The 22,073-nt window shown below is 70.5% G+C and carries 21 protein-coding genes; 13 read left to right on the plus strand and 8 right to left on the minus strand.

Annotated features, from left to right (window positions below):
- Positions 1–99 precede the first annotated feature (99 nt).
- Genes OG975_RS09905 through OG975_RS09920 form a run of 4 tightly spaced genes read left to right on the plus strand, consistent with a single transcriptional unit; the run spans position 100 to position 3,895 of the window.
- Positions 100–627 carry a gluconokinase gene (locus tag OG975_RS09905; RefSeq protein ID WP_406336224.1) on the plus strand — a complete coding sequence of 176 codons (528 nt, stop codon included), beginning with the start codon at positions 100–102 and terminating at the stop codon, positions 625–627.
- A gap of 58 nt (positions 628–685) precedes the next feature.
- Positions 686–2,083, plus strand: a complete 1,398-nt coding sequence (locus tag OG975_RS09910; RefSeq protein WP_406328767.1) for a gluconate:H+ symporter — start codon at positions 686–688, stop codon at positions 2,081–2,083.
- 10 nt (positions 2,084–2,093) lie between these two features.
- On the plus strand, positions 2,094–2,852 hold the full coding sequence (locus OG975_RS09915) for an SDR family oxidoreductase (protein ID WP_406328768.1): 759 nt from the start codon (positions 2,094–2,096) through the stop codon (positions 2,850–2,852).
- 17 nt (positions 2,853–2,869) lie between these two features.
- Positions 2,870–3,895 carry an L-idonate 5-dehydrogenase gene (locus tag OG975_RS09920; protein WP_406328769.1) on the plus strand — a complete coding sequence of 342 codons (1,026 nt, stop codon included), beginning with the start codon at positions 2,870–2,872 and terminating at the stop codon, positions 3,893–3,895.
- Between the two features lie 70 nt (positions 3,896–3,965).
- Here the strand turns inward: OG975_RS09920 and OG975_RS09925 are convergent, their stop codons facing one another.
- The 5 genes from OG975_RS09925 to OG975_RS09945 all read right to left on the minus strand — a co-directional run bounded on the left by OG975_RS09925 (position 3,966) and on the right by OG975_RS09945 (position 10,006).
- A complete protein-coding gene (locus tag OG975_RS09925) occupies positions 3,966–4,601 on the minus strand; it encodes a cytochrome b/b6 domain-containing protein (RefSeq protein ID WP_406328770.1) in 636 nt (211 codons plus the stop codon).
- Positions 4,585–5,406, minus strand: coding sequence for a molybdopterin-dependent oxidoreductase (locus tag OG975_RS09930; RefSeq protein ID WP_406328771.1), 822 nt, complete (start codon positions 5,404–5,406; stop codon positions 4,585–4,587). Before OG975_RS09930 ends, OG975_RS09925 begins: the two co-directional genes overlap by 17 nt.
- Positions 5,407–5,520: 114 nt before the next feature.
- Positions 5,521–7,095 carry an APC family permease gene (locus tag OG975_RS09935; protein WP_406328772.1) on the minus strand — a complete coding sequence of 525 codons (1,575 nt, stop codon included), beginning with the start codon at positions 7,093–7,095 and terminating at the stop codon, positions 5,521–5,523.
- A 134-nt stretch (positions 7,096–7,229) separates the two neighbouring features.
- The gene (locus tag OG975_RS09940; protein ID WP_406328773.1) at positions 7,230–8,180 is read right to left on the minus strand and encodes a hypothetical protein; all 951 of its coding nucleotides are present in this window, start codon (positions 8,178–8,180) and stop codon (positions 7,230–7,232) included.
- A 170-nt stretch (positions 8,181–8,350) separates the two neighbouring features.
- Positions 8,351–10,006: an FAD-binding dehydrogenase gene (locus tag OG975_RS09945; protein WP_406328774.1), complete on the minus strand. Its 1,656-nt coding sequence runs from the start codon at positions 10,004–10,006 to the stop codon at positions 8,351–8,353.
- Positions 10,007–10,341: 335 nt separating this feature from the next.
- On the opposite strand from OG975_RS09945, the gene OG975_RS09950 reads away from it, so the two are divergent.
- From OG975_RS09950 to OG975_RS09980, 7 genes are all read left to right on the plus strand, one after another.
- A complete protein-coding gene (locus tag OG975_RS09950; protein WP_406328775.1) occupies positions 10,342–11,235 on the plus strand; it encodes a DMT family transporter in 894 nt (297 codons plus the stop codon).
- A gap of 99 nt (positions 11,236–11,334) precedes the next feature.
- On the plus strand, positions 11,335–11,850 hold the full coding sequence (locus OG975_RS09955) for an NUDIX hydrolase (protein ID WP_406328776.1): 516 nt from the start codon (positions 11,335–11,337) through the stop codon (positions 11,848–11,850).
- A gap of 295 nt (positions 11,851–12,145) precedes the next feature.
- Positions 12,146–12,538: a DUF202 domain-containing protein gene (locus tag OG975_RS09960; RefSeq protein ID WP_327427533.1), complete on the plus strand. Its 393-nt coding sequence runs from the start codon at positions 12,146–12,148 to the stop codon at positions 12,536–12,538.
- Complete coding sequence (locus OG975_RS09965; RefSeq protein ID WP_406328777.1) at positions 12,535–12,882, plus strand: DUF202 domain-containing protein; 348 nt, start codon at positions 12,535–12,537, stop codon at positions 12,880–12,882. The genes OG975_RS09960 and OG975_RS09965 overlap by 4 nt, the downstream gene beginning before the upstream one ends.
- A 136-nt stretch (positions 12,883–13,018) precedes the next feature.
- Complete coding sequence (locus OG975_RS09970) at positions 13,019–13,315, plus strand: hypothetical protein (RefSeq protein WP_406328778.1); 297 nt, start codon at positions 13,019–13,021, stop codon at positions 13,313–13,315.
- A 181-nt stretch (positions 13,316–13,496) separates the two neighbouring features.
- A complete protein-coding gene (locus OG975_RS09975) occupies positions 13,497–14,519 on the plus strand; it encodes a phosphotransferase family protein (RefSeq protein ID WP_406328779.1) in 1,023 nt (340 codons plus the stop codon).
- Between the two features lie 6 nt (positions 14,520–14,525).
- On the plus strand, positions 14,526–15,740 hold the full coding sequence (locus OG975_RS09980) for an acyl-CoA dehydrogenase family protein (RefSeq protein WP_406328780.1): 1,215 nt from the start codon (positions 14,526–14,528) through the stop codon (positions 15,738–15,740).
- 326 nt (positions 15,741–16,066) lie between these two features.
- Here the strand turns inward: OG975_RS09980 and OG975_RS09985 are convergent, their stop codons facing one another.
- From OG975_RS09985 to OG975_RS09995, 3 genes are read right to left on the minus strand one after another with little or no spacing between them, the layout of a single operon-like run.
- Positions 16,067–16,660, minus strand: coding sequence for a TetR/AcrR family transcriptional regulator (locus OG975_RS09985; protein WP_327427538.1), 594 nt, complete (start codon positions 16,658–16,660; stop codon positions 16,067–16,069).
- A gap of 54 nt (positions 16,661–16,714) precedes the next feature.
- Positions 16,715–18,376, minus strand: coding sequence for a class I adenylate-forming enzyme family protein (locus tag OG975_RS09990; RefSeq protein ID WP_406328781.1), 1,662 nt, complete (start codon positions 18,374–18,376; stop codon positions 16,715–16,717).
- On the minus strand, positions 18,373–19,137 hold the full coding sequence (locus tag OG975_RS09995) for an SDR family oxidoreductase (RefSeq protein WP_406328782.1): 765 nt from the start codon (positions 19,135–19,137) through the stop codon (positions 18,373–18,375). Before OG975_RS09995 ends, OG975_RS09990 begins: the two co-directional genes overlap by 4 nt.
- A gap of 210 nt (positions 19,138–19,347) precedes the next feature.
- Here OG975_RS09995 and OG975_RS10000 point away from each other — a divergent pair, with 210 nt between their 5' ends.
- Complete coding sequence (locus OG975_RS10000) at positions 19,348–20,586, plus strand: exo-beta-N-acetylmuramidase NamZ domain-containing protein (protein ID WP_406328783.1); 1,239 nt, start codon at positions 19,348–19,350, stop codon at positions 20,584–20,586.
- 118 nt (positions 20,587–20,704) lie between these two features.
- A complete protein-coding gene (locus OG975_RS10005; protein ID WP_406328784.1) occupies positions 20,705–22,027 on the plus strand; it encodes a serine-threonine protein kinase in 1,323 nt (440 codons plus the stop codon).
- Positions 22,028–22,073 lie beyond the last annotated feature (46 nt).

Below are 22,073 nucleotides of genomic sequence, written 5' to 3' on the forward strand. Positions count from 1 at the left end.
GACTTATATGTCACAGACTCTTGAATTCGTCGTACCTAATGAGTTTCAGTGTCGTCGACATCAGATGTCGACGAAGACGACGAAGACAGCGAGAGCACGATGCAGCTAGTGCGTACCCCCCACGTGGTCGTGGTCATGGGCGTCGCAGGCACCGGCAAGACCACCATCGGTCCCCTGCTTGCGGCCCGGCTCGGCGTTCCGTACGCCGAGGGCGACGACTTCCACCCGCAGGCCAACATCGACAAGATGACGGCCGGGCACCCGCTGACCGACGAGGACCGGTGGCCCTGGCTGGACGCCATCGGCCACTGGGCGCACGACCGGGCCGGACTCGGCGGGGTGGTCAGCAGCTCGGCGCTCAAGCGCGGCTACCGGGACCGGCTGCGGGCGGCGGCCCCCGGTGTCGTCTTCGTCCACCTCACCGGTGACCGGAAACTCATCGAGGACCGGATGTCGCACCGCCAGGGGCACTTCATGCCGACGGCGCTCCTGGACTCCCAGTTCGCCACGCTCCAGCCGCTGGAAGCGGACGAGGCGGGTGTCGCCGTGGACGTGTCGGGCGACCCCGGGGAGATCACCGAGCGGGCCGTGGCCGCGCTCCGGGCTCTCGCCCAGCCCTCGCAGTAGCCCCCCTCGCAGTAACCCCCTTACCTACTCAGGCCTTTCTCAAAGCAAGGGAACCACCGTGACCAGACTCAGCGTCGAGATGCTGGCAGCGGACGCCGTCGAGCCGATCACCTCGGCCGGCCATGCCCAGCTGGGCATCGCCGTGCTGGCCGGCATCGCCGTCATCGTCCTGCTCATCACGCAGTTCAAGCTGCACGCATTCCTGGCCCTGACCATCGGCTCGCTCGCCCTCGGCGCGTTCGCCGGGGCACCGCTCGACAAGACCATCGTCAGCTTCACCGCCGGCCTGGGCACCACCGTCGCCGGCGTCGGCGTCCTGATCGCCCTCGGCGCGATCCTCGGCAAACTCCTCGCCGACTCCGGCGGCGCCGACCAGATCGTCGACACCATCCTCGCCAAGGCCGGCGGCCGCGCCATGCCCTGGGCCATGGTGCTCATCGCCTCTGTGATCGGCCTGCCGCTGTTCTTCGAGGTCGGCATAGTCCTGCTGATACCCGTCGTCCTGATGGTCGCCAAGCGCGGCAACTACTCCCTGATGCGCATCGGCATCCCGGCCCTCGCCGGCCTGTCGGTGATGCACGGCCTGATCCCGCCGCACCCCGGCCCGCTGGTCGCCATCGACGCCGTCGGCGCCAACCTCGGCATCACCCTCGCACTCGGCGTCCTCATCGCCATCCCGACGGTGATCATCGCGGGCCCGGTGTTCTCGAAGTACGCGGCCCGTTGGGTGGACGTCCCGGCCCCCGACCGCATGATTCCGACCCGTGCCTCCGAGGACCTGGAGAAGCGCCCCGGCTTCGGCGCCACCCTCGCCACCATGCTCCTGCCGGTCGTCCTCATGCTGTCCAAGGCCCTGGTCGACATCATCGTCGACGACCCCACCCACATGGTCCAGCGCGTCTTCGACGTCATCGGCTCCCCGCTCATCGCCCTGCTCACCGCAGTCATAGTCGGCATGTTCACCCTCGGCCGCGCCGCCGGCTTCACCAAGGACCGGCTGGCGTCCACGGTCGAGAAGTCCTTCGCCCCCATCGCCGGCATCCTGCTGATCGTCGGCGCCGGCGGCGGCTTCAAGGCGACCCTCATCGACTCCGGCGTCGGCCAGATGATCCTGGACATCTCCAAGGACTGGTCGATCCCCGCCCTGCTGCTCGCCTGGCTGATCGCTGTGGCCATCCGCCTGGCGACCGGTTCGGCGACGGTGGCCACCATCTCGGCGGCCGGTCTGGTCGCCCCGCTGGCCGCCGACATGTCGACCACCCACACCTCCCTCCTCGTCCTGGCCATCGGCGCCGGCTCGCTCTTCTTCAGCCACGTCAACGACGCCGGCTTCTGGCTGGTCAAGGAGTACTTCGGCCTCGACGTCGGCCAGACCATCAAGACCTGGTCCGTCATGGAGACGATCATCTCGGTGGTGGGCGGCGGACTGGTCCTGCTGCTCTCGCTCGTGATTTAGGAGTACGGGAATGGCTCACCCTCTCTTCGACATCAGCGGCCGTACGGCCCTGGTCACCGGCTCCAGCCGGGGCATCGGGCTCGCCCTCGCGCGGGGCCTCGCGGAGGCCGACTGCACGGTCGTCCTCAACGGACGGGACGCCGAACGCCTCACCCAGGCCGCCGCCGAGCTGCCCGGTGACGTCCATACGGCCGTGTTCGACGTGACCGACGGCCCCTCGGTGGCCGCCGGGATAGCGGATGTCGAGGAGCGGGTGGGCCCGCTGGACATCCTGGTCAACAACGCGGGCATGCAACTACGCGCCCCGCTCCTGGAGTTCACGGACTCCGACTGGCACCGGATCCTGGACACCAACCTCACCAGCGCGTTCCTGGTCGGCCGTGAGGCGGCCCGCCGGATGACGGAACGCGGCCACGGCAAGATCATCAACATCTGCTCGCTGCAGAGCGAGGTGGTCCGCCCCGGCATCGCACCGTACGCGGCGACCAAGGGCGCCCTGAAGATGCTCACCAAGGGCATGTGCGCGGACTGGGGCCCGTACGGCGTGCAGGTCAACGGCCTCGGCCCCGGCTACATCGAGACCGAGCTGACCAGGCCCCTGGTCGAGGACGAGGAGTTCAGCGCCTGGGTACGGCGGCGCACACCGGCCGGCCGCTGGGGCCGCACCGAGGACCTGGTCGGCGGGGTGCTCTTCCTCGCCTCCCCCGCCGCGGACTTCGTCGGCGGGCAGGTGCTGTACGTCGACGGCGGCATGACGAGCGTGCTGTGACTTCCAGGGAGACTGTGATGCTGGGTTGCGTGATCCACGGTCAGGGCGACCTGCGCGTGGACGAGTTGCCGGTCCCCGAGCCCGGCCCCGGCCAGGCACTGGTGGCCGTCCGCTACGGCGGGGTCTGCGGGTCCGACCTGCACTACTGGCGGCACGGCGGGGTCGGCGACTTCCGCCTCGCGGAGCCGATGGTGCTCGGGCACGAGGTGGTCGGGACGGTCGTCTCGTACGGTGACGGGGCCTCAGGTCCGGCGGTCGGTACGGCTGTTGCGGTGCACCCGGCGACCCCGTGCGGGGTGTGTCCGGAGTGCGCGGACGGCCGGCGGAACGTCTGCCGGGACACGCGCTACCTCGGCAGCGCGGCCCGCACACCGCACGTCCAGGGCGGATTCGCGGCCCAAGTGGCCGTACCCGCCGAACAGTTGAGGCCGCTCCCGCCCGGCCTCGAACTGCGCCGGGCGGCCCTCGCCGAGCCGCTGTCCGTCGCACTGCACGCGGTACGGCGGGCCGGAACCGTGGCGGGCCGACACGTGCTGGTGACGGGGGCCGGGCCCATCGGCTGCCTCGTGGTGGCCGCCGCGAAAGCCGCGGGCGCCGCGCGGATCACGGTCACGGATCTGCTGCCGCAGGCACTGGCGTACGCCGTGTCGGCGGGCGCGGACGCGGTCGTACGGGCCGACGATCCCGCCGATCCCTCCTGGCCCTCCGAGGTCGACGTCGCCATCGAGGCGTCCGGTGTCGCCGCGGGCCTCGACAGCTGCCTCCGCCTCGTGCGGCGCGGCGGAGTCGTCGTCCAGCTCGGCATGCTGCCGCCCGGGCAGAGCCCCTTCGCGGGGAACCTGGTGGTGAGCCGGGAGATCGAGCTGCGTGGCGCCTTCCGCTTCGACACGGAGTTCGACGAAGCGCTGGCCCTGCTCGCGGTCGAGTCCTCGTTCGACGACCTCGTCAGCGCGGTGGTCCCCGTCCGGAACGCGGAGTCGGCGTTCGCGCTCGCCGCCGACCGGAACAAGTCCTGCAAGGTGCTGCTCGATTTCGCCTCCTGAGTACCTCCTTACGCCTGCTGTCGCATCCTCGGCGGATCGCCTTGTACTCAGAGCCGGCGGACGACCGGACTCAGGGCCGCCAGAGCCGATGCTCGCTCTCCGCCCACTCCTGGCTCACCGACCCCGTCCGCAGTCCCTCGCGGGCCTCCGGGTCGCCCAGTGCCATGCCGATGTGGCCCGCGAGGACGATGCCGATCGTCAGGGCCAGCCAGTCGTGGACGAAGGTCGCCGAGGTGCGCCACATCAGTGGGGTGAGATGGGTGAACCACATCAGCAGGCCCGTGCCGAGCATCACCAGCGTGGCACCGGCGATCCAGGCCGCGTAAATCTTCTGTCCGGCGTTGAACTTGCCCGCGGGACGGGACTTCGGACGCTTGTCGCGCCGCAGGGCCGCGCGCAGCCACACCCGGTCGTGCGGCCCGAAGCGGTTCAGGAAGCCCAGGTCGGAGCGGAAGGCGCGGGAGGCCAGGCCCGCGAGGACCGGCAGTGGGAGCATCACGCCCGCCACTTCATGGATCCTGACCACGAGCTCACGGCGGCCGACGAGTTCGGCGAACTGGGGGATGTACAGGCAGGCGGCGGTGGCCACGCACACGCCCATCAGCAGAGCGGTCACGCGGTGCACCCAGCGCTCGGCGGGGCTGAAGCGGCGTACGCGGGAGGAATGCGGGGACACCGCGGGGGTGTCGTCAACTCGTGGGTGCATCGTCGCGTCCGTTCGAGCGGCCGACCCACGCGTCCACGTCATAGCCCCGGTTCTCCCAGTACCCGGGACGGACGTCCTTGGTGACGGTGATGCCGGAGAGCCATTTGGCGGACTTGTAGAAGTACATGGGGGCTACGTAGAGGCGGACGGGGCCGCCGTGGTTGTGACCGAGGGGCTTGTCCTGCATGCGCAGGGCGACCAGGACGTCGGCACGACGCGCCTGCTTCAGCGTGAGGCTCTCCGTGTACGTCCCGTCGAAGCAGTTGAACCGGATCGCTCCGGCCGAGGACCGCACTCCGGCGGCGTCGAGCAGATGGGACAGGCGTACGCCCTCGAAGGGGGTGCCCGGCACCCGCCAGCCGGTCACGCACTGGACGTCGTGGACGAGCCGGGTCTGGGGCAGGGCGCGCAGGTCGGCCAGGGTGAAGGTCTTGGGGTGGTCGACCAGGCCGTCGATGGTGAGGCGGTAGTCCGCCTCGCTCTTGTGCGGGACGGACGCCGCCACCGAGTAGTAGCGGAAGCCGCCGCCGTTGGGGAGCAGGCCGGTCAGGCCGGTGGGGTCTTTCTCGGAGGCGCCGGCGAGGAAGGATTCGAGGCCGCGCTGGAGCGTGGGCGCGGCGAACACGCCGAGCGCGCCGAGTCCGAGCGTGCCGAGCAGCACCCGGCGGCCGATCGGCGCACCGCGCTCCTGCGGACGCTCCCGGTCCGGCTGTTCCGGGCCTTCGGGGTCCCGCTCGCCCGGTCGCTCCGGGCCCCGCTCGGCGGACCGGCCGGGTCCGCGCTCTTCGGGCTGTTCAGGGTTCACTCAATGATTCGAACACCCGCCACCCTCCTGAGGCCAGCGGCGGCGGGTATCCGTCAGACTTCCGTCATCACTTCTTACTCGATGTTGAGGAAGGCATGCTCCAAGTCGGCCGCCTCAGGACACGGACTCGGCCGCCTTGTCCAGCTGGAACGCCTCGTTGCCGAGCCCGATCCGGGCATGTGCCTCGGGCTTGCGGGAGCGCAGCACCAGGCCCTGGACCACGCCGATGACCAGGGCGGCCCCGATGATGGCGGGCAGCCCCCAGCTCAGCGAGGAGTCCGGTCCGGCACCGACCAGGACGTCGAAGTCCTTGACCGTGTAGACCGCGATGACGAGCAGGGCGATGCCCGCGACCGCGGAGGTGGCGAGGCGCCAGGCCTGGGCCCGCGCGGCGCCGCGGCGGGCGAAGAAGACGATGACGGAGAGCGAGGCGGCCGCCATCAGCAGGATGACGCCGAGCGCGCCGATGTTGCCGCCCCAGGTGAACAGGTGCAGCACGGGTGCGGTCGGGTCGCCGGTCGGCTTGTCGTCGGCGACCGCGAAGCCGATCACGCACACCAGGGACACGGCGGTCTGCAGCAGCGAGCCCGTGCCGGGGGCGCCGCTCGTGCCGGCCGTACGCCCGAACGCCCGCGGCAGCAGCCCCTCGCGGCCCATGGCGAAGGCGTACCGCGCGACGACGTTGTGGAAGCTGAGCATCGCCGCGAACATGCCGGTCACGAACAGGACGTGCAGGACGTCCGTGAAGGTGCCGCCGAGCCGCGACTCGGTGAGGAAGAAGAGCAGGCCCGCGCTCTGTTTCTGCGAGGCGCCGACGATGCCCGAGGGCCCGGTGGCCACGGTGAGCGCCCAGCAGCTGAGCGCGAAGAAGACGGCGACACCGGCGACGGCGAGGAACATCACGCGCGGCACCAGGATGTGCGGCCGGCTGGTCTCCTCGGCGTAGACGGGGGCCTGTTCGAAGCCGAGGAAGGCCGCGATGCAGAAGCACAGCGCGGTGCCGACCCCGGCGCCGGTGAGGGTGTCCGGGTTGAAGGCGTGCAGCGACAGGCCCTCCTTGGCCGGGTCGGCGACGGCGGCGATGTCGAAGATGACGACGAGGGCCACCTCGATGACCAGCAGCACGCCCAGCACGCGCGCGTTGACGTCGATCTTCAGCCAGCCGAGCGCGCCGACGAACAGCACGGCCGCCAACGCCGGTATCCACCAGCCGACTTGGAGGTCGAGGTAGGTGGAGCACAGCCCGGACACCTCGAAGCCGAAGATGCCGTAGATGCCGACCTGGAGCGCGTTGTACGCGACCAGCGCGACCAGTGCCGCGCCGGCGCCCGCGGTGCCGCCGAGGCCGCGCGAGATGTACGCGTAGAAGGCGCCCGCGTTGTGGACGTGCCGGCTCATCTCGGCGTACCCCACGCTGAAGAGCACGAGGACGACGCCGAGGATGACGAAGAGCAGCGGCTGCCCGACGATGCCCATCACCGCGAATGTGGTGGGCATGACACCCGCGACCACCATGAGGGGGGCGGTCGCCGCGAGGACGGACAGCAGCAGGCCCCCCGTGCCCAGCCGGTCGGCGCGCAGTGCGCGCTCCTGCCCCTTGAAGGTGCTGATGCCGCCGCCGGCGACGGCGGGTCTGCCCGTGTTCGACGTACCTGATGTGCTCGATGTGCTCGAACTGCCCGTCGTCATCGCGGGGTTGTCCTTTCGGATGTTCGGATTCCGGGTGGTCGCGGATGGAGCGGATGGAGCGGATGGAGCGGATGGAGCGGGTGGAAGCAGGTGGAAGCGGATGGTCGTCGTGGCTGGTCGTCCCGCCTGGTCGTTCACACCGCGCCGAGCGCGCTGTCGCGCGCGGCACGGAAGGCTTTGTGCGGGTCGCGGTCCGGGTACGACCACGGCGCCGGGGTGGCGTGCTCTCCGATGCGATGGAACAGGGCGGCGGCCTCGGCGCCCCGGCCCTCGCAGAACTTGGCGTGGGCGAGGAAGTTGAGGTCGACGAGGCGGCGCGCGTGGTCGTCGCGCTCCCACTCCAGCCACCAGTCGAAGGCGGCTTTCATCACCTGGCGGGCCCGGCGCCCCACCCAGTGCCCGGAGGCGACCGGATCGGCGGGCTCACGGCCGGCGGTGGCGAGGACGCGGTAGCGCTCGGCGTGCGCGACGACCGGGAGGATCGCGAGCGGCGAGTCGGCGGGGGCCTGTTCGGCGGCCCAGTTGGCGAAGTCGTACACCTCGTGCAGCGGGTCCTGGCCCGCTTCGGCGCGCCGCTCGGCGAGCCGGGCGACCATCAGATGGTGGGCGTGATGGTGATCGGCGTAGCGGTGGCGCACCTCGTCGAAGAGCTGGACCACGTCGTCCTCGGCGCCGAGGGCACGCTCCAGGATGAGCAGGCCGAGCCAGGGCGTGGGGTCGGCGGGCGCGAGTGCCGCGGCGGTGTGGCAGGCCTCGCGGGCGCGCTCGGGGCGTTCCTTGCCCTTCAGGGCGCGCTGGACGACGGCACTGCCGAGGAGTACGGCGGCGTCGGCGGACTCGGGTTCGGCGAGCTGCCAGTCGCGGGCCCAGGCGAGCGCGGCCGATTCCTGCGCGAGGACGGTGACGCGATGACCGCGCCGGTCCCAGTCGTCGCCGGTCGCGGCCAGCAGCGCGCGGACCGCGGTCCACCGCCCCTGCTTGAACGAGGCGCGCGCGGCGACGAGTTCGGCGTCGTCGAGCGCGGCGTCGAAGGCCTGGGCCGCGCGCTTGCGACCGCGGCCGAGGGGAGGCGGGGGTGGTGACACCGCGAGTCGTCCTCACAGGCGCGGTTCGTCAGGGGCCGATCACGCACAGCAAAGCCGCAGCCAAGGGTTCGCGTCAAGGGCCGCCTTGGTCACTACACGTGTCAACTACCCCAGGGGGTCGCGGAGTTGATCCCGCGACCCACCGCCCCTCCCCATGGGCTCACCGGGGCTCAGCCCACCGCCTTGGCCGCCGCCCGGCCCGCCGTACGTCCGGAGAACAGGCAGCCGCCGAGGAAGGTGCCTTCGAGCGACCGGTAGCCGTGGACTCCGCCGCCGCCGAACCCGGCGGCCTCACCGGCCGCGTACACGCCCTCCAGCGGATCCCCGCCCTCGGTGAGCACACGTGAGGAGAGGTCGGTCTCCAGGCCGCCGAGGGTCTTGCGGGTGAGGATGTTGAGGCGCACGGCGATCAGCGGGCCCGCCTTGGGGTCGAGGATGCGGTGCGGGGACGCCGTACGGATCAGCTTGTCGCCGAGGTACCTGCGGGCGCCGTGGATCGCCGTCACCTGAAGGTCCTTGGTGAACGGGTTGGCGATCTCCCGGTCGCGCGAGACGATCACGCGGCGCAGCTCCGCCTCGTCGATGAGCGGCTCCTTGGTGAGCGCGTTCATCCCGCGCACCAGCGCGCCGAGGTCCTTCTCGACGACGAAATCGGCGCCGTTGTCCATGAACGCCTTGACGGGCCCGGGCACATCGGCGCGCGCCCGCCCGAGGACGTCCTTGACGGACTTGCCGGTCAGGTCGGGGTTCTGCTCGGAGCCCGAGAGCGCGAACTCCTTGCCGATGATCTTCTGGTCGAGCACGAACCAGGTGTAGTCGTACCCGGTCTTCATGATGTGTTCGAGCGTGCCGAGGGTGTCGAAGCCGGGGAAGAGCGGCACCGGCAGCCGGTTGCCGCGTGCGTCGAGCCAGAGGGAGGACGGGCCGGGCAGGATGCGGATGCCGTGGTTCTCCCAGATGGGGTTCCAGTTCTGGATGCCCTCGGTGTAGTGCCACATGCGGTCGCGGTTGATGAGGTGGGCGCCCGTCTCCTCGGCGATCCCGAGCATCTTGCCGTCGACGTGCGCCGGGACGCCGGAGATCATGCGCTCGGGCGGATTGCCCAGCCGCTCGGGCCAGTTGGCGCGGACGAGGTCGTGGTTGCCGCCGATGCCGCCCGACGTGACGATCACCGCCTGGGCCTTGAGCTCGAAGGCGCCGGCGACCGTACGGCTGCTGGCCTGGCCGCGTTCGATGCCGGACGGCTCCAGGATCTCGCCGGTGACGGTGTCGACGGAGCCCGCGCTGCGCGAGAGCCCGGTGACGCGGTGGCGGAACTTCAACTGCACCAGGCCCCGGGCGACTCCGGCCCGTACCCTCCGCTCGAAGGGCGCGACGAGACCGGGCCCGGTCCCCCACGTGATGTGGAAGCGCGGCACCGAGTTGCCATGTCCGTTGGCGTCGTAGCCGCCGCGCTCGGCCCAGCCCACCACCGGGAAGAAGCGGACGCCCTGCTTGTGCAGCCAGGAACGCTTCTCGCCAGCCGCGAAGTCGACGTACGCCTCGGCCCATTGACGCGGCCAGTGGTCCTCGGGCCGGTCGAAGGCGGCCGTGCCCATCCAGTCCTGGAGGGCGAGCGCGTGGCTGTCCTTGATGCGCAGACGGCGCTGCTCGGGCGAGTCGACGAAGAAGAGCCCGCCGAAGGACCAGTGGGCCTGGCCGCCGATCGACTGCTCCGGCTCCTGGTCGAGAAGGATCACCTTGCGGCCCGCGTCGACGAGCTCCGCGGTCGCCGCGAGCCCCGCGAGGCCCGCTCCGATGACGATCACATCTGCGTCGTAGGCCATGGGCCCTTCCTCTCGCATTCCGACTGGTCGGATCGGCGTCGTCATGAGGGTTGCTCATGAAGTTCCCCATGGGGGTCCTCATGAGGGTCCTCATGGGGACCCCCATGAGGTCTTTGTCACGAACCGATCGGCATTGTCGCTGGTTGATGAGACATTGGTGGTGGTTGACCGCGAGGGTCGACCACGCCTTGTTACTGATCGGTCAGATCCTTCGGCAGAAGAGTGACCGAGTCAACTGTCTGGTTCCGGGGACTCCCGGGGGCAGGCGCTGGTCCATGGCACTACAGTCGGCGGGAACGCAACCGTGGCTCGCCTGACGTCTAGAGGTACTCAGCGTGTCGGTTCTCGTTCTGATCCTTGCCGTGAGCGCGGCCTGCTGTCTGGGCTTCGGCTTCGTGCTCCAGCAGAACGCCGCCTCGCACGCGCCGCTGAGCGACTTCCTCTCCCCCCGTCTGCTGCTCGACCTCATCCGCGTGCCCCGGTGGCTCGGCGGCATCGGGCTGATGGTGTGCGGCATGGTCCTCGGCGCGATCGCCCTGGGCAAAGGCGAAGTCTCCCTGGTGGAACCGCTCCTCGCGACCAATCTGCTCTTCGCGCTCGCGCTCTCCCGCCACCAGACCAAGCAGTCACTGGGCCGGCAGGGCTGGGGCGGGCTCGCGCTGCTCGCGGGCGGCGTCTCGGCGTTCATCGTGGCGGGTCAGCCGGAGGGCGGCGACGCCGTCAGCAGTCCCCTTCGGCACTGGCTGATCATCGGGATCATGGTGGGCCTCGCACTGCTGCTGACCACCTACGCGAAGCGGTCCCGGCTGAGCGCCGGGCCCGTGCTGCTCGCACTGGCCGCGGGGCTCCTGTACGGCGTCCAGGACGCGCTCACCCGCGTCAGTGGGCAGCGGTTCAGCGCCGGCGGCTGGAGCGAGCTGCTCACCGGCTGGCAGCCCTACGGAGTGCTGGTGCTCGGCGTGACGGGCCTGGTCCTGGTGCAGAGCGCGTTCGAGACCGCACCCCTGCGGATGTCACTGCCCGCACTCACCGCGGCCCAGCCGCTGGCCGGGATCGTCTGCGGGGTGGGCTTCCTCGGGGACCAGCTCCGTACGGACGCGGGGGCGCTCGCCTGGCAGGCCGCGGGGCTCGCGGCCGTCGTGGTCGGCATCGTGCTGCTGGGGCTGCATCCGGCGATGCCGGCGGGGACCGTGGCGGCGGAGCGGTCGCGGGATCTTCAGCCGCATTGAGGGGTACGAGGGATACGGCGGGTCGGGCGCCGGGGGCGTGGCCCCTCGCGCAGGCGCCGGTTCGGCTCGCGCCGGGCTCGTGGCTGCTTGGATGAGGTCATGAGTGCCGCCGACGAAATCCTCGACATCGTGGACGAGAACGACGAAGTCATCGGGCAGTCCCCTCGCGGAGAGGCCTATGCGCGCGGTCTGCGCCACCGATGCGTGTTCATCCAGGCCCGGAACGCCGAGGGCCGCCTCTTCGTCCATCGCCGCACCGCCACCAAGCTGGTCTTTCCCTCCCTCTACGACATGTTCGTCGGCGGGGTCGTCGGCACGGGCGAGTCCTACGACGACGCGGCGCTGCGCGAGGCCGAGGAGGAACTCGGCGTCTCCGGGCTCCCCCGGCCCGTCCCCCTCTTCAAGTTCCTGTACGACAACGGTGCCGGTCAGACCTGGTGGTCGGCCGTGTACGAGGTCCGCTGCGACCTTCCGGTGAACCCTCAGGTGGAGGAGGTCGCCTGGCACGACTTCCTCTCCGAGGAGGAGGTGGAGGCACACCTGACGGACTGGACGTGGGTGCCGGACGGTCTGGCGGCGTATGAGCGCCTGCGGGACTACCGCGCGCTGGACTGAACCCACGTTCGTCGCCCCCGCCGCCCCTACCCGTCCCATCCCTGGGGGCTGCGCCCCCAGACCCCCTGGGTTGTGTGTCGTCTGCGGGCGGTGGGGGTTGCTCGCGCAGTTCCCCGCGCCCCTAAAAGAGCCGGGGCGGGCGGGGGGATGCGGGGCGAAGCCCCGCTCTTTAGGGGCGCGGGGAACTGCGCAATCTTTTGGACCAGCCCCCACCCACCCGCAGCCAACACACAACCGAACGGGGTCGAAGGGGCGGAGCCAAAACCGCTCGGTCCCAGCCCGGTAGGGTCACGGCGTGATCGAACTCGTGCGGAATGTCCGGCTGTGGTTCGCGCCCCAGGAGATCCGGGAGGAGGGCAGGACGCCCGACTACCGGTTCTCGCTGGCGAACGAGCGGACCTTCCTGGCATGGCTCCGCACCGCCCTCGCCCTCATCGGCGGCGGCTTCGCCGTGGACCAGTTCCTGCCGGACCTCCGATGGGCCTGGCGAGCAGGCCTCGCCCTGGCCCTGCTCGCCGCAGGCGTGCTCTGCTCACTCCGCGCCGTCAACCACTGGATCGCCTGCGAACGGGCGATGCGACGAGGCGAGGACCTGCCGGTGTCACGCTTCCCGGCCCTGCTGAGCATCGCCGTGGCGATCGTCGCCCTCGCGATGGTCGTCGTCGTACTCGCAGGCTGGGCAGGATGACGACGCCCACCCCCGAAGGACGGGAAGAGCAGGAAGAACGGGACCCGGGCCTCCAGCCGGAACGCACCCGGCTCGCATGGCGCCGCACGACCCTCTCCAGCACCGTCGCCGCCGTACTCGCCACGAAGGCCGCCCTGAACGGCGGCCGCTCGGCGGGCGGGATCGTGGCCTGCGCCATGTGCTGCGCGCTCTGGCTGGGCTTCCTGGCCGTCGCCCACCGCCGTATCCAGGTGCTCGCGACGTCCGGCCCGGGCGGCCCACCGGCGCTCACGCCCCGGCATGCGACGGCGGCGACCCTGTGCACGGTGGCACTGGCGGTGTGCGCGGCGGCGCTGGTGTTCTGAGGACCTGGGGCAGCCGCCGGCACCGGGGGTACTCGGGTGGCACACAAGTCGGAATAGCCGATATGCCGGAATTGAGGCACTTTGTGGCGCTAGCCTGAGCCGTCACTCCACGCCACTTCCGAAGGCGAGCCGCACCATGACCACTCTTCACCAGGAGCACCCCACCCACGAGCACACCCACGGCCCGGGCTGCGGTCACGCCGAGGTGCGGCACGGGGACCATGTCGACTACGCGCACGACGGCCATCTGCACCGTGAGCACTCGGGGCACTGGGACGAGTGCGAGCCGAGCGGTCACACCGCACACGACGGGCACGGCCACCAGCACGGCCAGGACTGCGGGCACCCCGCCGTCGAGCACGGCGACCACCTCGACTATCTGCACGACGGCCACCGGCACGCCCAGCACGACGGACACTGGGACGACCACTAGAGCCCACTAGAGCGTGTCTCTGGACGACAGGGCCCAGGCATCCGCCGGCGGCCACCCGGCGTCTCCCCCGGTTCTCGGCGCTCCGGGGGAGACGCCGATCACGTTTCGCGCACGCGCTGGACGACATACCGACTGGTCGGCATCATGGTCACGTCCCGTTTCCGCGTGTGTAGGAGCAATGATGAGCCCAGACCACCCGCCAGGTCTCGATCTCGACCAGTTGCGCGGCCTGCTCGACCGTGAGCGGCCCGGACTGGTGAACGGCCCCCTGACCGGCCGGCTGATCGAAGGCGGACGGTCGAACCTCACGTACGCGCTCACGGACGGCACCGCGAAGTGGGTCGTACGGCGGCCTCCGCTGGGCCACGTGCTGGCCACCGCGCACGACATGAAGCGCGAGCACCGGGTGATCAGCGCGCTGCACCCGACCGCCGTGCCGGTGCCCCGCCCGCTGCTGCTGTGCGAGGACGACGCGGTGCTCGGCGCGCCGTTCTACGTCATGGAGTTCGTGGAGGGCACCCCGTACCGCACCGCCGAGCAGCTCGCCCCGCTCGGCCCGGAGCGCACCCGCGACGCGGTGCTCGGTCTTGTGGACACGCTGGTCGAGCTGCACTCGGTGGACCCAGCCGAGGTGGGCCTCGCGGACTTCGGCCGGCCCGAGGGCTTCCTCGACCGGCAACTGCGCCGCTGGGGCAAGCAGTTGGACGCGTCCAGGAATCGTGAGCTGGCCGGGATCGACGAGCTGCACGCGGCGCTAGGACGCGAACTGCCGCACTCCCCCGCGCCCGCCGTCGTGCACGGCGACTACCGGCTCGACAACGTGCTGATCGGCGAGGACGACCGGATCAAGGCGATCCTGGACTGGGAGATGTCCACGCTCGGCGATCCGCTCACCGACCTCGGGCTGCTGGTGATGTACAGCGCGCCGCTGGACCTCCCCAACTCCCCCATCAGCACGACCGCTTCGGCCGCCGGACACCCGGACCCGGCCGAGATCATCGAGCGGTACGCCGCGCGCTCGGGGCGCGACGTGTCCGCCGTCTCCTGGTACACGGCGTTCGCCTGGTTCAAGCTCGCCGTGATCCTGGAGGGCATCCACTACCGCTACACGCTGGGCCAGACGGTCGGCGCGGGCTTCGACCGCATCGGCGAGCTGGTTCCCTTCTTCATCGAGCACGGCCTGACCACCCTTCAGGAAGGCTGATCCGCCATGGACTTCGCATTCGACGCGCGCACCGAGGAACTGCGCCAGAAGCTGCTCGCCTTCATGGACGAGTACGTCTATCCGGCGGAGGCCGTCGCGGAGGAGCAGCGCGCCCGGCTGGCCTCGCCGTGGGACACCCCCGCCGTGGTCGAGGAGCTGAAGGCCGAGGCCCGCAGGCAGGGCCTGTGGAACCTCTTCCTCCCCGACTCCGAGTACGGCGCCGGGCTGACCAACCTCCAGTACGCCCCGCTCGCCGAAATCACCGGCCGTAGCCCGCACTTGGCGCCCACCGCGCTGAACTGCGCCGCGCCGGACACCGGCAACATGGAGGTGCTCACGCAGTTCGGCGACGAGCAGCAGAAGAAGCAGTGGCTGGAGCCGCTGCTCGCCGGTGAGATCCGCTCGGCGTTCGCGATGACCGAGCCCGAGGTGGCCTCCTCCGATGCCACGAACATCACCACGCTCATCGAGCGCGACGGCGATGAGTACGTCATCACCGGCCGCAAGTGGTACATCTCCGGGGCGATGAACCCCGACTGCAAGATCTTCATCGTGATGGGCAAGACGGACCCGGACGGCGCCGACATCCGGCGCCAGCAGTCGATGGTCCTGGTCCCCCGCGACACCCCTGGAGTCGAAGTCCGGCGCGCCATGCAGGTGTACGGCTACGAGGACCACTCCCACGGCGGGCACGCGGAGGTCGTCTTCGACCACGCGCGCGTGCCGGTGTCGAACCTGGTCGGCGAGGAGGGCGGCGGCTTCGCCATCGCCCAGGCGCGGCTCGGTCCTGGCCGTATCCACCACTGCATGCGGCTGATCGGCATGGCCGAGCGGGCGATCGAGCTGATGTGCCGCCGGGCCGTGTCCCGCACGGCGTTCGGCAAGCCGCTGGCCCAGCAGGGCGTCGTCCAGAACTGGATCGCCGACGCGCGCGTCGCCGTCGAGCAGTTGCGTCTCCTGGTCCTCAAGACGGCCTGGATGATGGACACGGTCGGCAACAAGGGTGCCCACACCGAGATCCAGGCCATCAAGATCGCCACCCCGCGCACGGTCGTCGACATCCTCGACAAGGCCGTCCAACTGCACGGCGCGGGCGGCGTCAGCCAGGACTTCCCCCTGGCCGAGCTGTGGGCCAGCGCCCGCACGCTCATGCTCGCCGACGGTCCGGACGAGGTCCACCAGCGCTCGCTGGCGCGACGGGAGATCAAGAAGTACGTGTAACGGTACGGGCCGGTGGGGGTCGGGGAGTTCCTCGCCCCCGCCGCCCCTACCCGTCCCATCCCGTTCCTGGGGGCTGCGCCCCCAGACCCCCCTGAAAGATTGCGCAGTTCCCCGCGCCCCTTAAAAGACTGGGGTTGTTCGTCGTCTGCGGGACGGTGGGGGTTGCTCGCGCAGTTCCCCGCGCCCCTTTTAGGGGCGCGGGGAACTGCGCAATCTTTTGGACCAGCCCCCACCCACCCGCAGCCAAAGAACCCACCCCCGGGGTCGAAGGGGCGGAGCCCCTGGGGGATGGGACGGGTAGGGGCGGCGGGGGCGAGAAAGACCTTCTACGGACGCAGCGCGCGCAGCAGCAGGTCCGCCAAGTGGTCGGCGACCTGTTGCGGGGTGAGGGGCCCGTCGGGGCGGTACCAGGTGGACAGGTGGTGCACGGAGCCGAAGTGGTAGTCGACGACCAGGTCGGCCGGAGTGGCCGTGGAGAAGACGCCCTTCTTCTGACCCTCTTCCACCAGCGCGCGGAAACGCTCGTGGTACCGACGCCGCTCAGCCCGCACCTGCTTGTCCTTCTCGGGACTGAGGTGATGCATCGACCGGAAGAAGATCGACGCGTCATCGAGGTTGTCGATCGTCGTGACGACCACGTCGGCCGCGGCACCCCGCAACCGCTCCTCCACAGGCGCATCGGCATCCGCGAACGCATCCAGCCGCTCCTGCTGAATACGCAGCACGCGCGCGTACACCTCATGCAGCAGGTCGTCCTTGGAGCCGAAGTAGTGGTACAGCGCCCCCTTGGTGACGCCGGCCGCCTCGACGATCTCCTGCACGGAGGTGCGGTCGTAGCCCTGCTCGGCGAAGAGCCGGGTGGCGGCGGCCAAGAGCCGCTGCGGGACGGGCGTACCGTCACCGTCCGTCGTCCTGGGCACTGCCGCCACCTGCCTTCCGGGTGTTCCGGTCAAAAGCTGTCGTCTACTGGTCGTCTACTGAGAGTCGTGGGACCGGGAACGTAGTTCCCGACGGAGGATCTTCCCACTCGCCGTCTTCGGCAAGTCGGGCAGGATCTCCACCTGCCGCGGATATTTGTAGGCGGCCAGTCTCTCCTTGCAGTACGCGGCGAGCGCGTCGGGGTCCTCTTCGGCGCCCGGCCGCAGGCTGATGTACGCCTTGACGGTCTCGCCGCGGTAGCCGTCCGGTATCCCGACGACGGCCGCCTCGCGCACCGCGGGGTGCGTGTAGAGGACGTCCTCGACCTCACGCGGCCACACCTTGAAGCCGGACGCGTTGATCATGTCCTTCTTGCGGTCGACCACGTAGAGCCAGCCTTCGGAGTCCATGAACCCGATGTCACCGGTGCGCAGCTCGCCGTCCGGGAAAGTCTCGGCGGTGGCTTCCGGGCGGCGCCAGTAGCCGGGCACGACCTGCGGCCCGCGGACGAGGATCTCGCCCTGCTCTCCGAACGGCACCTCCTGGCCCTGGTCGTCGACGATGCGTACGACCGTGTCAGGGCCCGGCACGCCGACGGCCAGCGTCCCCGAGACCGGGTCGACGGGAGCCTCCCGGCCCGGCGGTACGGAGGCGCAGGGCGCGGTGCACTCGGTGAGCCCGTAGCCGTTGCGGACGTACGGTCCGAAGCCGGCCCGGAACTTCTCGACGAGGGCGGGCGGCAGCGGGGCGCCGCCGGAGGAGATGTTCACGAAGGAGGAGAAGTGGTCCGGCGTGACGGCCGGGTGCGCGGCCAGCGCCATGAAGGCGGTCGACGGGCCGACCGTGTAGAGAGGCTTGTGCTCGGCGAACGCGTCGAGGACGACCCCCGCCTCGAAGCGGTACGCGAGGACCAGCGTGCCCCCGCTGTTGAGGCAGGCGGCGAGCTGGCAGACCATCCCGGTGATGTGGAAGAGCGGCGCCATCGCGAAGTAGACGGGCGCCTCGGGCAGCCCCAGGCCCGTCCGCTGCCGCTCGGCGTTGTACATGATGTTGCCGTGCGTGTTGGTGGCCCCCTTGGGGGTGCCGCTCGTGCCCGAGGTGTAGCTGATCAGCGCGATGTCGGACGGGCCGAGGTCACGCCCCTCGGGGGCCTTGTGGCCCGCCTGGGCGACGGCCACGAGGTCGTCGGCACCCTCGGCGACCGGCAACCGCTCGAAGGCCAGCACACGCGCGTCGTTGCGCGTTTGGAGATCCAACTCGCATGCCGTCAGCACGATGCGTACGGGCGAGTCGGCGGCCGTCTCACGCAGATACGACTCCCACGCGCGGTCCGAGCACACCAGGGCGCTCACTTCCGCGTCGTGCAGTACGTGGCCCACCTCTCCCGACTTGTACATCGGGTTGACCGGCACGACCGTCGCGCCCGCCTTCCAGGCGCCGAGCAGGGCGAGCACGAAGTGCGGCGAGTTCTGCAGCAGGATCGCGACCCGGTCGCCGCGCTCCAGGCCCCGGGCGGCGAGGTGCCCGGCGACAGAGTCGCTCAGCTCGTCCACCTCGCGGTAGCTCAGCCGTCCGTCGAAGTAGGTGAGCGCGGTGCGGTCCGGGGTGTGCGTCACGGCCTCGCGGAGGGCGTGCACCAGGGTGTCGGCGGGGCTCACCGGGCCGCGCTGGGCGTCGTTGAGCAGGGCCAGCCAGGGGCGGTCGGCGTAGGTGGTCACTGGCCCGCCTCCCACTTCTGCTGGATGTGGTTCATGTTCGTCAGCCAGCGGTCGGGCTCCGCGGCCCGCACCTGGTAGTACCCGGCGACCTCGGGGTGCGGCAGGATCAGGAAACGGTCCTCCTCGATCCCCTTGAAGAGCGCGTCGGCGACGGCCTCGGGCTCGATGGCGGTCGGCTGGAGCACCAGGTCACCCGCGCTGCCGGTGGCGTCGAGCATGTCGGTGCGCACGCCCTGCGGACAGATCGCGTGGACGTTGATGCCGCGGTGGCGGTAGGTCAGCGACAGCCACTCGGCGAAGGCGTACGCGCCGTGCTTGGTGACGCTGTAGGGCGCGGCACCGATCATGGTGAGCAGTCCCGCGGCCGAGACGGTGGAGACGAAACGGCCGCTGCCGCGCTCCAGCCAGGCCGGGAGCAGCTCCTGGGCGGCCCGGACGTGCGCCATCACGTTCACGTCCCAGGCGAGCGCCCAGACCTTCTCGTCGGCCGCCTCCGAGCCGCCCGAGGCGAGGCCCGCGTTGGCGCAGTAGACGTCGACCGTGCCACCGAGGGCATCCCGCGCCTCGGCCACGATCGCGGACGCGTCGCCCGGGACCGCGATCCCGCCGATCTCATCGGCCACGGCCTGCGCCTTGGCGGCGTCCAGGTCGTTGACGACGACCCTGGCCCCCTCGGCAGCAAATCGACGGGCCAGCGCGGCCCCGATGCCGCCTCCCGCTCCGGTGACGACCACTCCGGCATCCTGCACGGCTTCCACCATCGGTCTCCTTCGACGCGACGCAACGCAAACTCGGCTCTGCTGCGGCTCCAGACTAACCAGTCGGTATGTAGCAAGGGAAGGGTCAGCAGCGCCCCTGAAAGGGGCGCGGGGAACTGCGCGACAAGCCACGACGCACCCGCAGCCTACGATCTCCCCGCGGAAGCCTTTAGCCTGCCTATGGCAACCTTCCGCGATCACGGAGGTCCCACCATGCGCCTCTCAAGACGGTCCCTGCTCGCAGCCGGCGCGACCGCAGCGACCCTCGCACCGCTCCCGGCCGGAGCAGCCGAAGAACGCGGCAACAAGCTACACACCGGCTTCGAACGCCTGGCCCAATCCGGCTACGCCCAGCTCCGCGGCCGGCGCACCGGCATCGTCACCAACCCCACCGGCGTCACCCAGGACGTACGCCACATCGTCGACGTCATGCACGCTGACGACCGCGTGAACCTGACCGCCGTCTTCGGCCCCGAGCACGGCTTCCGCGGCACCGCGCAGGCGGGCGGCTCCGAGGGCCGCTACGACGACCCGGCGACCGGGCTCCCCGTCTACGACACGTACCTGAAGAGCGGGCAGCCCCTCGCCGACATCTTCACGGCCTCCGGCGTGGACACCGTCGTCTTCGACATCCAGGACGTGGGCGCCCGCTTCTACACGTACATCTGGACGCTGTACGACTGCATGGAGGCCGCCCGGCTCGCGGGCAAGCGCTTCGTGGTGCTCGACCGGCCCAACCCGGTGACCGGGCGGGCGGCCCAAGGGCCCGTCCTGCACAAGGAGTTCGCGACCTTCGTCGGACGGCAGCCCATCGCGCAGGCGCACGGGATGACGGTGGCGGAGCTGGCGAGGCTGTTCAACGGGGAGTTCCTGTCGGCGCCGGTGGAGCTGGACACCGTACTGATGTCGGGCTGGAAGCGCTCGGACTTCTACGACGCCTCCGGCCTGCCCTGGGTCCCGCCGAGCCCGAACATGCCGACGGCCGACACCGCCCTGGTGTATTCGGGGACCTGTCTCTTCGAGGGGACGAACCTGTCGGAGGGGCGGGGCACGACCCGCCCGTTCGAGCTGCTGGGCGCGGAGGGCGTCGACGGACGCTGGGCAGCCGAGGCCGGCCGGCTGGGCCTCCCCGGCGTGTACTTCAGGGAGGCGTATTTCGCTCCCACCTTCTCGAAGTTCCAGGGCAAGACCATCGGGGGCGTACAGATCCATGTGCACGACCGGGCCGCGTACGACCCCGTACGCACCGGAATCGCCCTCCTGGTGACCGCCAAGAAGGTCTGGAGCGGCTTCACTTGGCGCTCCGACAACTGGATCGACAAGCTGACCGGCTCCACGAGTGTGCGCACGATGATCGACGCGGGGGCGAGCGCCGACGAGGTGGTGGCGGCCTGGCAGAAGGAACTTGCGGCCTTCCGGCGCGTACGCAAGGAGTACCTCATTTACCGATAGGCCTGATACGACATCAGTTCGGGCACCATCGGACTCGACGTGACGTATGGCCAACTTCTCCCACCAGTAGGACGATGCGCCCAGATCGCACCGCCCACGGGGGACGAGGGGGCTTGTCATGGCGGATCCGGCAGTGAGTGTTTCTCCCTACTGGGAGCTCACTTTCGATGCGGACGGGGACATCGACGGCCGGGAGCGGGACCGGCTGCTCAAGGAGGTGCCGCAGCGCAAGGTCCGTGACCTGGTCGTCTTCGCGCACGGCTGGAACAACGACCGCTCGGGCGCCACCCGCCTCTACAGCCACTTCTTCGAACCCGTCCCGGAACTCGCGCCGACCGCGCGCCTTGGCTACGTGGGAGTGGTGTGGCCCTCGATGCGGTTCTCGGACGAGCCGATCCCCGACTTCCCCCCGTCGGTGGCCGCCGGCGTCACCACGGTGGCGCGCCCCGTCCTCGACATGAGCAGCCGGCACGCGCTCCTGGAGGTGTTCCCGGGCCGCGCGACGGTGGTCGAGCAGATCGCGCGGCTGCTGGACCAACAGCCGGACGAGGGCGCCTCGTTGGAGGAGTTCGGACGTCTCGTACGACTGCTCGTCGAGGTCCGGCCGCAGGGACCGCAGACCGCGTTCGCCGCGGACACGCTGGCGGAGGGCGTGCCGGAGAGCGACCCCGAGATGCTCTTCGGGGACACGGCGACGGTGTGCGGCGAGTTCGCGCAGGCGCTGGCAGAGGCCGAGAATCCGGGCGCCGCCTCGTTCGCGCTGCCACGGCTGTGGGACGGCGCCCACGAACTGCTGCGCCAGGCCACGTACTACGCGATGAAGCGCCGCGCCGGCACGATCGGTGAGCGCGGGCTCGGGCGCGCGATCGGGCAACTCGCCAAGGCGGCTCCCGATGTGCGCGTGCACCTCGTCGGGCACAGCTTCGGCGGACGCCTGGTCTCCTTCGCGCTGCGCGGACTGCCCAAGGGCGTGCGCTCGGTGAAGTCGGTGACCCTGCTCCAAGGGGCTTTCTCGCACTACGCGTTCGCGGCGCGGCTGCCGCACGACCCCCGGGCGAGCGGCGTGCTGGACGGCCAGCAGAACCGTATCGACGGCCCCCTGGTGTGCTGCTACTCCCACTTCGACTCGGCGCTCGGCACGATCTATCCGCTGGCCTCGCGGATGGCGGGCGACTCCCGGGCGGTCACGGCGGACTTCGACATCGGCCGCACGCTGGGCGCCAAATGGGGTGCGATGGGCCACGACGGGGTGCAGGCGGTGGCGGGCACCAAGACCCTCACGCTCGCCGACGCCCTGCACACACCGCTGCCCGCCTCGGGCTGCGTGAACATCGACGCCGCCGCGGTGGTCAACCGCGGCGGGCCCCCATGCGGGGCCCACAGCGACATCTGCCACCGGGAACTGGCACAGCTGGTGCTGGCGGCGGGCCGTGTGAAGTGACCCGCCGCCGCACCATTTCCACTGATTTCTTGCGATAGTTACCAGT

The sequence above is a fragment of the Streptomyces sp. NBC_00203 genome (assembly GCF_045206325.1).
GTDB lineage: Bacteria > Actinomycetota > Actinomycetes > Streptomycetales > Streptomycetaceae > Streptomyces > Streptomyces lutosisoli.

Bases quoted from the DNA above. Each gene is read 5' to 3' on its own strand.
- OG975_RS09965 (WP_406328777.1), top strand. From the start codon at position 12,535: ATGACGACGCCCACCCCCGAAGGACGGGAAGAGCAGGAAGAACGGGAC.
- OG975_RS09970 (WP_406328778.1), top strand. From the start codon at position 13,019: ATGACCACTCTTCACCAGGAGCACCCCACCCACGAGCACACCCACGGC.
- OG975_RS09935 (WP_406328772.1), bottom strand. From the start codon at position 7,095: ATGACGACGGGCAGTTCGAGCACATCGAGCACATCAGGTACGTCGAAC.
- OG975_RS09955 (WP_406328776.1), top strand. From the start codon at position 11,335: ATGAGTGCCGCCGACGAAATCCTCGACATCGTGGACGAGAACGACGAA.
- OG975_RS10005 (WP_406328784.1), top strand. From the start codon at position 20,705: ATGGCGGATCCGGCAGTGAGTGTTTCTCCCTACTGGGAGCTCACTTTC.
- OG975_RS09925 (WP_406328770.1), bottom strand. From the start codon at position 4,601: ATGCACCCACGAGTTGACGACACCCCCGCGGTGTCCCCGCATTCCTCC.
- OG975_RS09920 (WP_406328769.1), top strand. From the start codon at position 2,870: ATGCTGGGTTGCGTGATCCACGGTCAGGGCGACCTGCGCGTGGACGAG.
- OG975_RS10000 (WP_406328783.1), top strand. From the start codon at position 19,348: ATGCGCCTCTCAAGACGGTCCCTGCTCGCAGCCGGCGCGACCGCAGCG.
- OG975_RS09975 (WP_406328779.1), top strand. From the start codon at position 13,497: ATGAGCCCAGACCACCCGCCAGGTCTCGATCTCGACCAGTTGCGCGGC.
- OG975_RS09915 (WP_406328768.1), top strand. From the start codon at position 2,094: ATGGCTCACCCTCTCTTCGACATCAGCGGCCGTACGGCCCTGGTCACC.
- OG975_RS09945 (WP_406328774.1), bottom strand. From the start codon at position 10,006: ATGGCCTACGACGCAGATGTGATCGTCATCGGAGCGGGCCTCGCGGGG.
- OG975_RS09995 (WP_406328782.1), bottom strand. From the start codon at position 19,137: ATGGTGGAAGCCGTGCAGGATGCCGGAGTGGTCGTCACCGGAGCGGGA.
- OG975_RS09905 (WP_406336224.1), top strand. From the start codon at position 100: ATGCAGCTAGTGCGTACCCCCCACGTGGTCGTGGTCATGGGCGTCGCA.
- OG975_RS09980 (WP_406328780.1), top strand. From the start codon at position 14,526: ATGGACTTCGCATTCGACGCGCGCACCGAGGAACTGCGCCAGAAGCTG.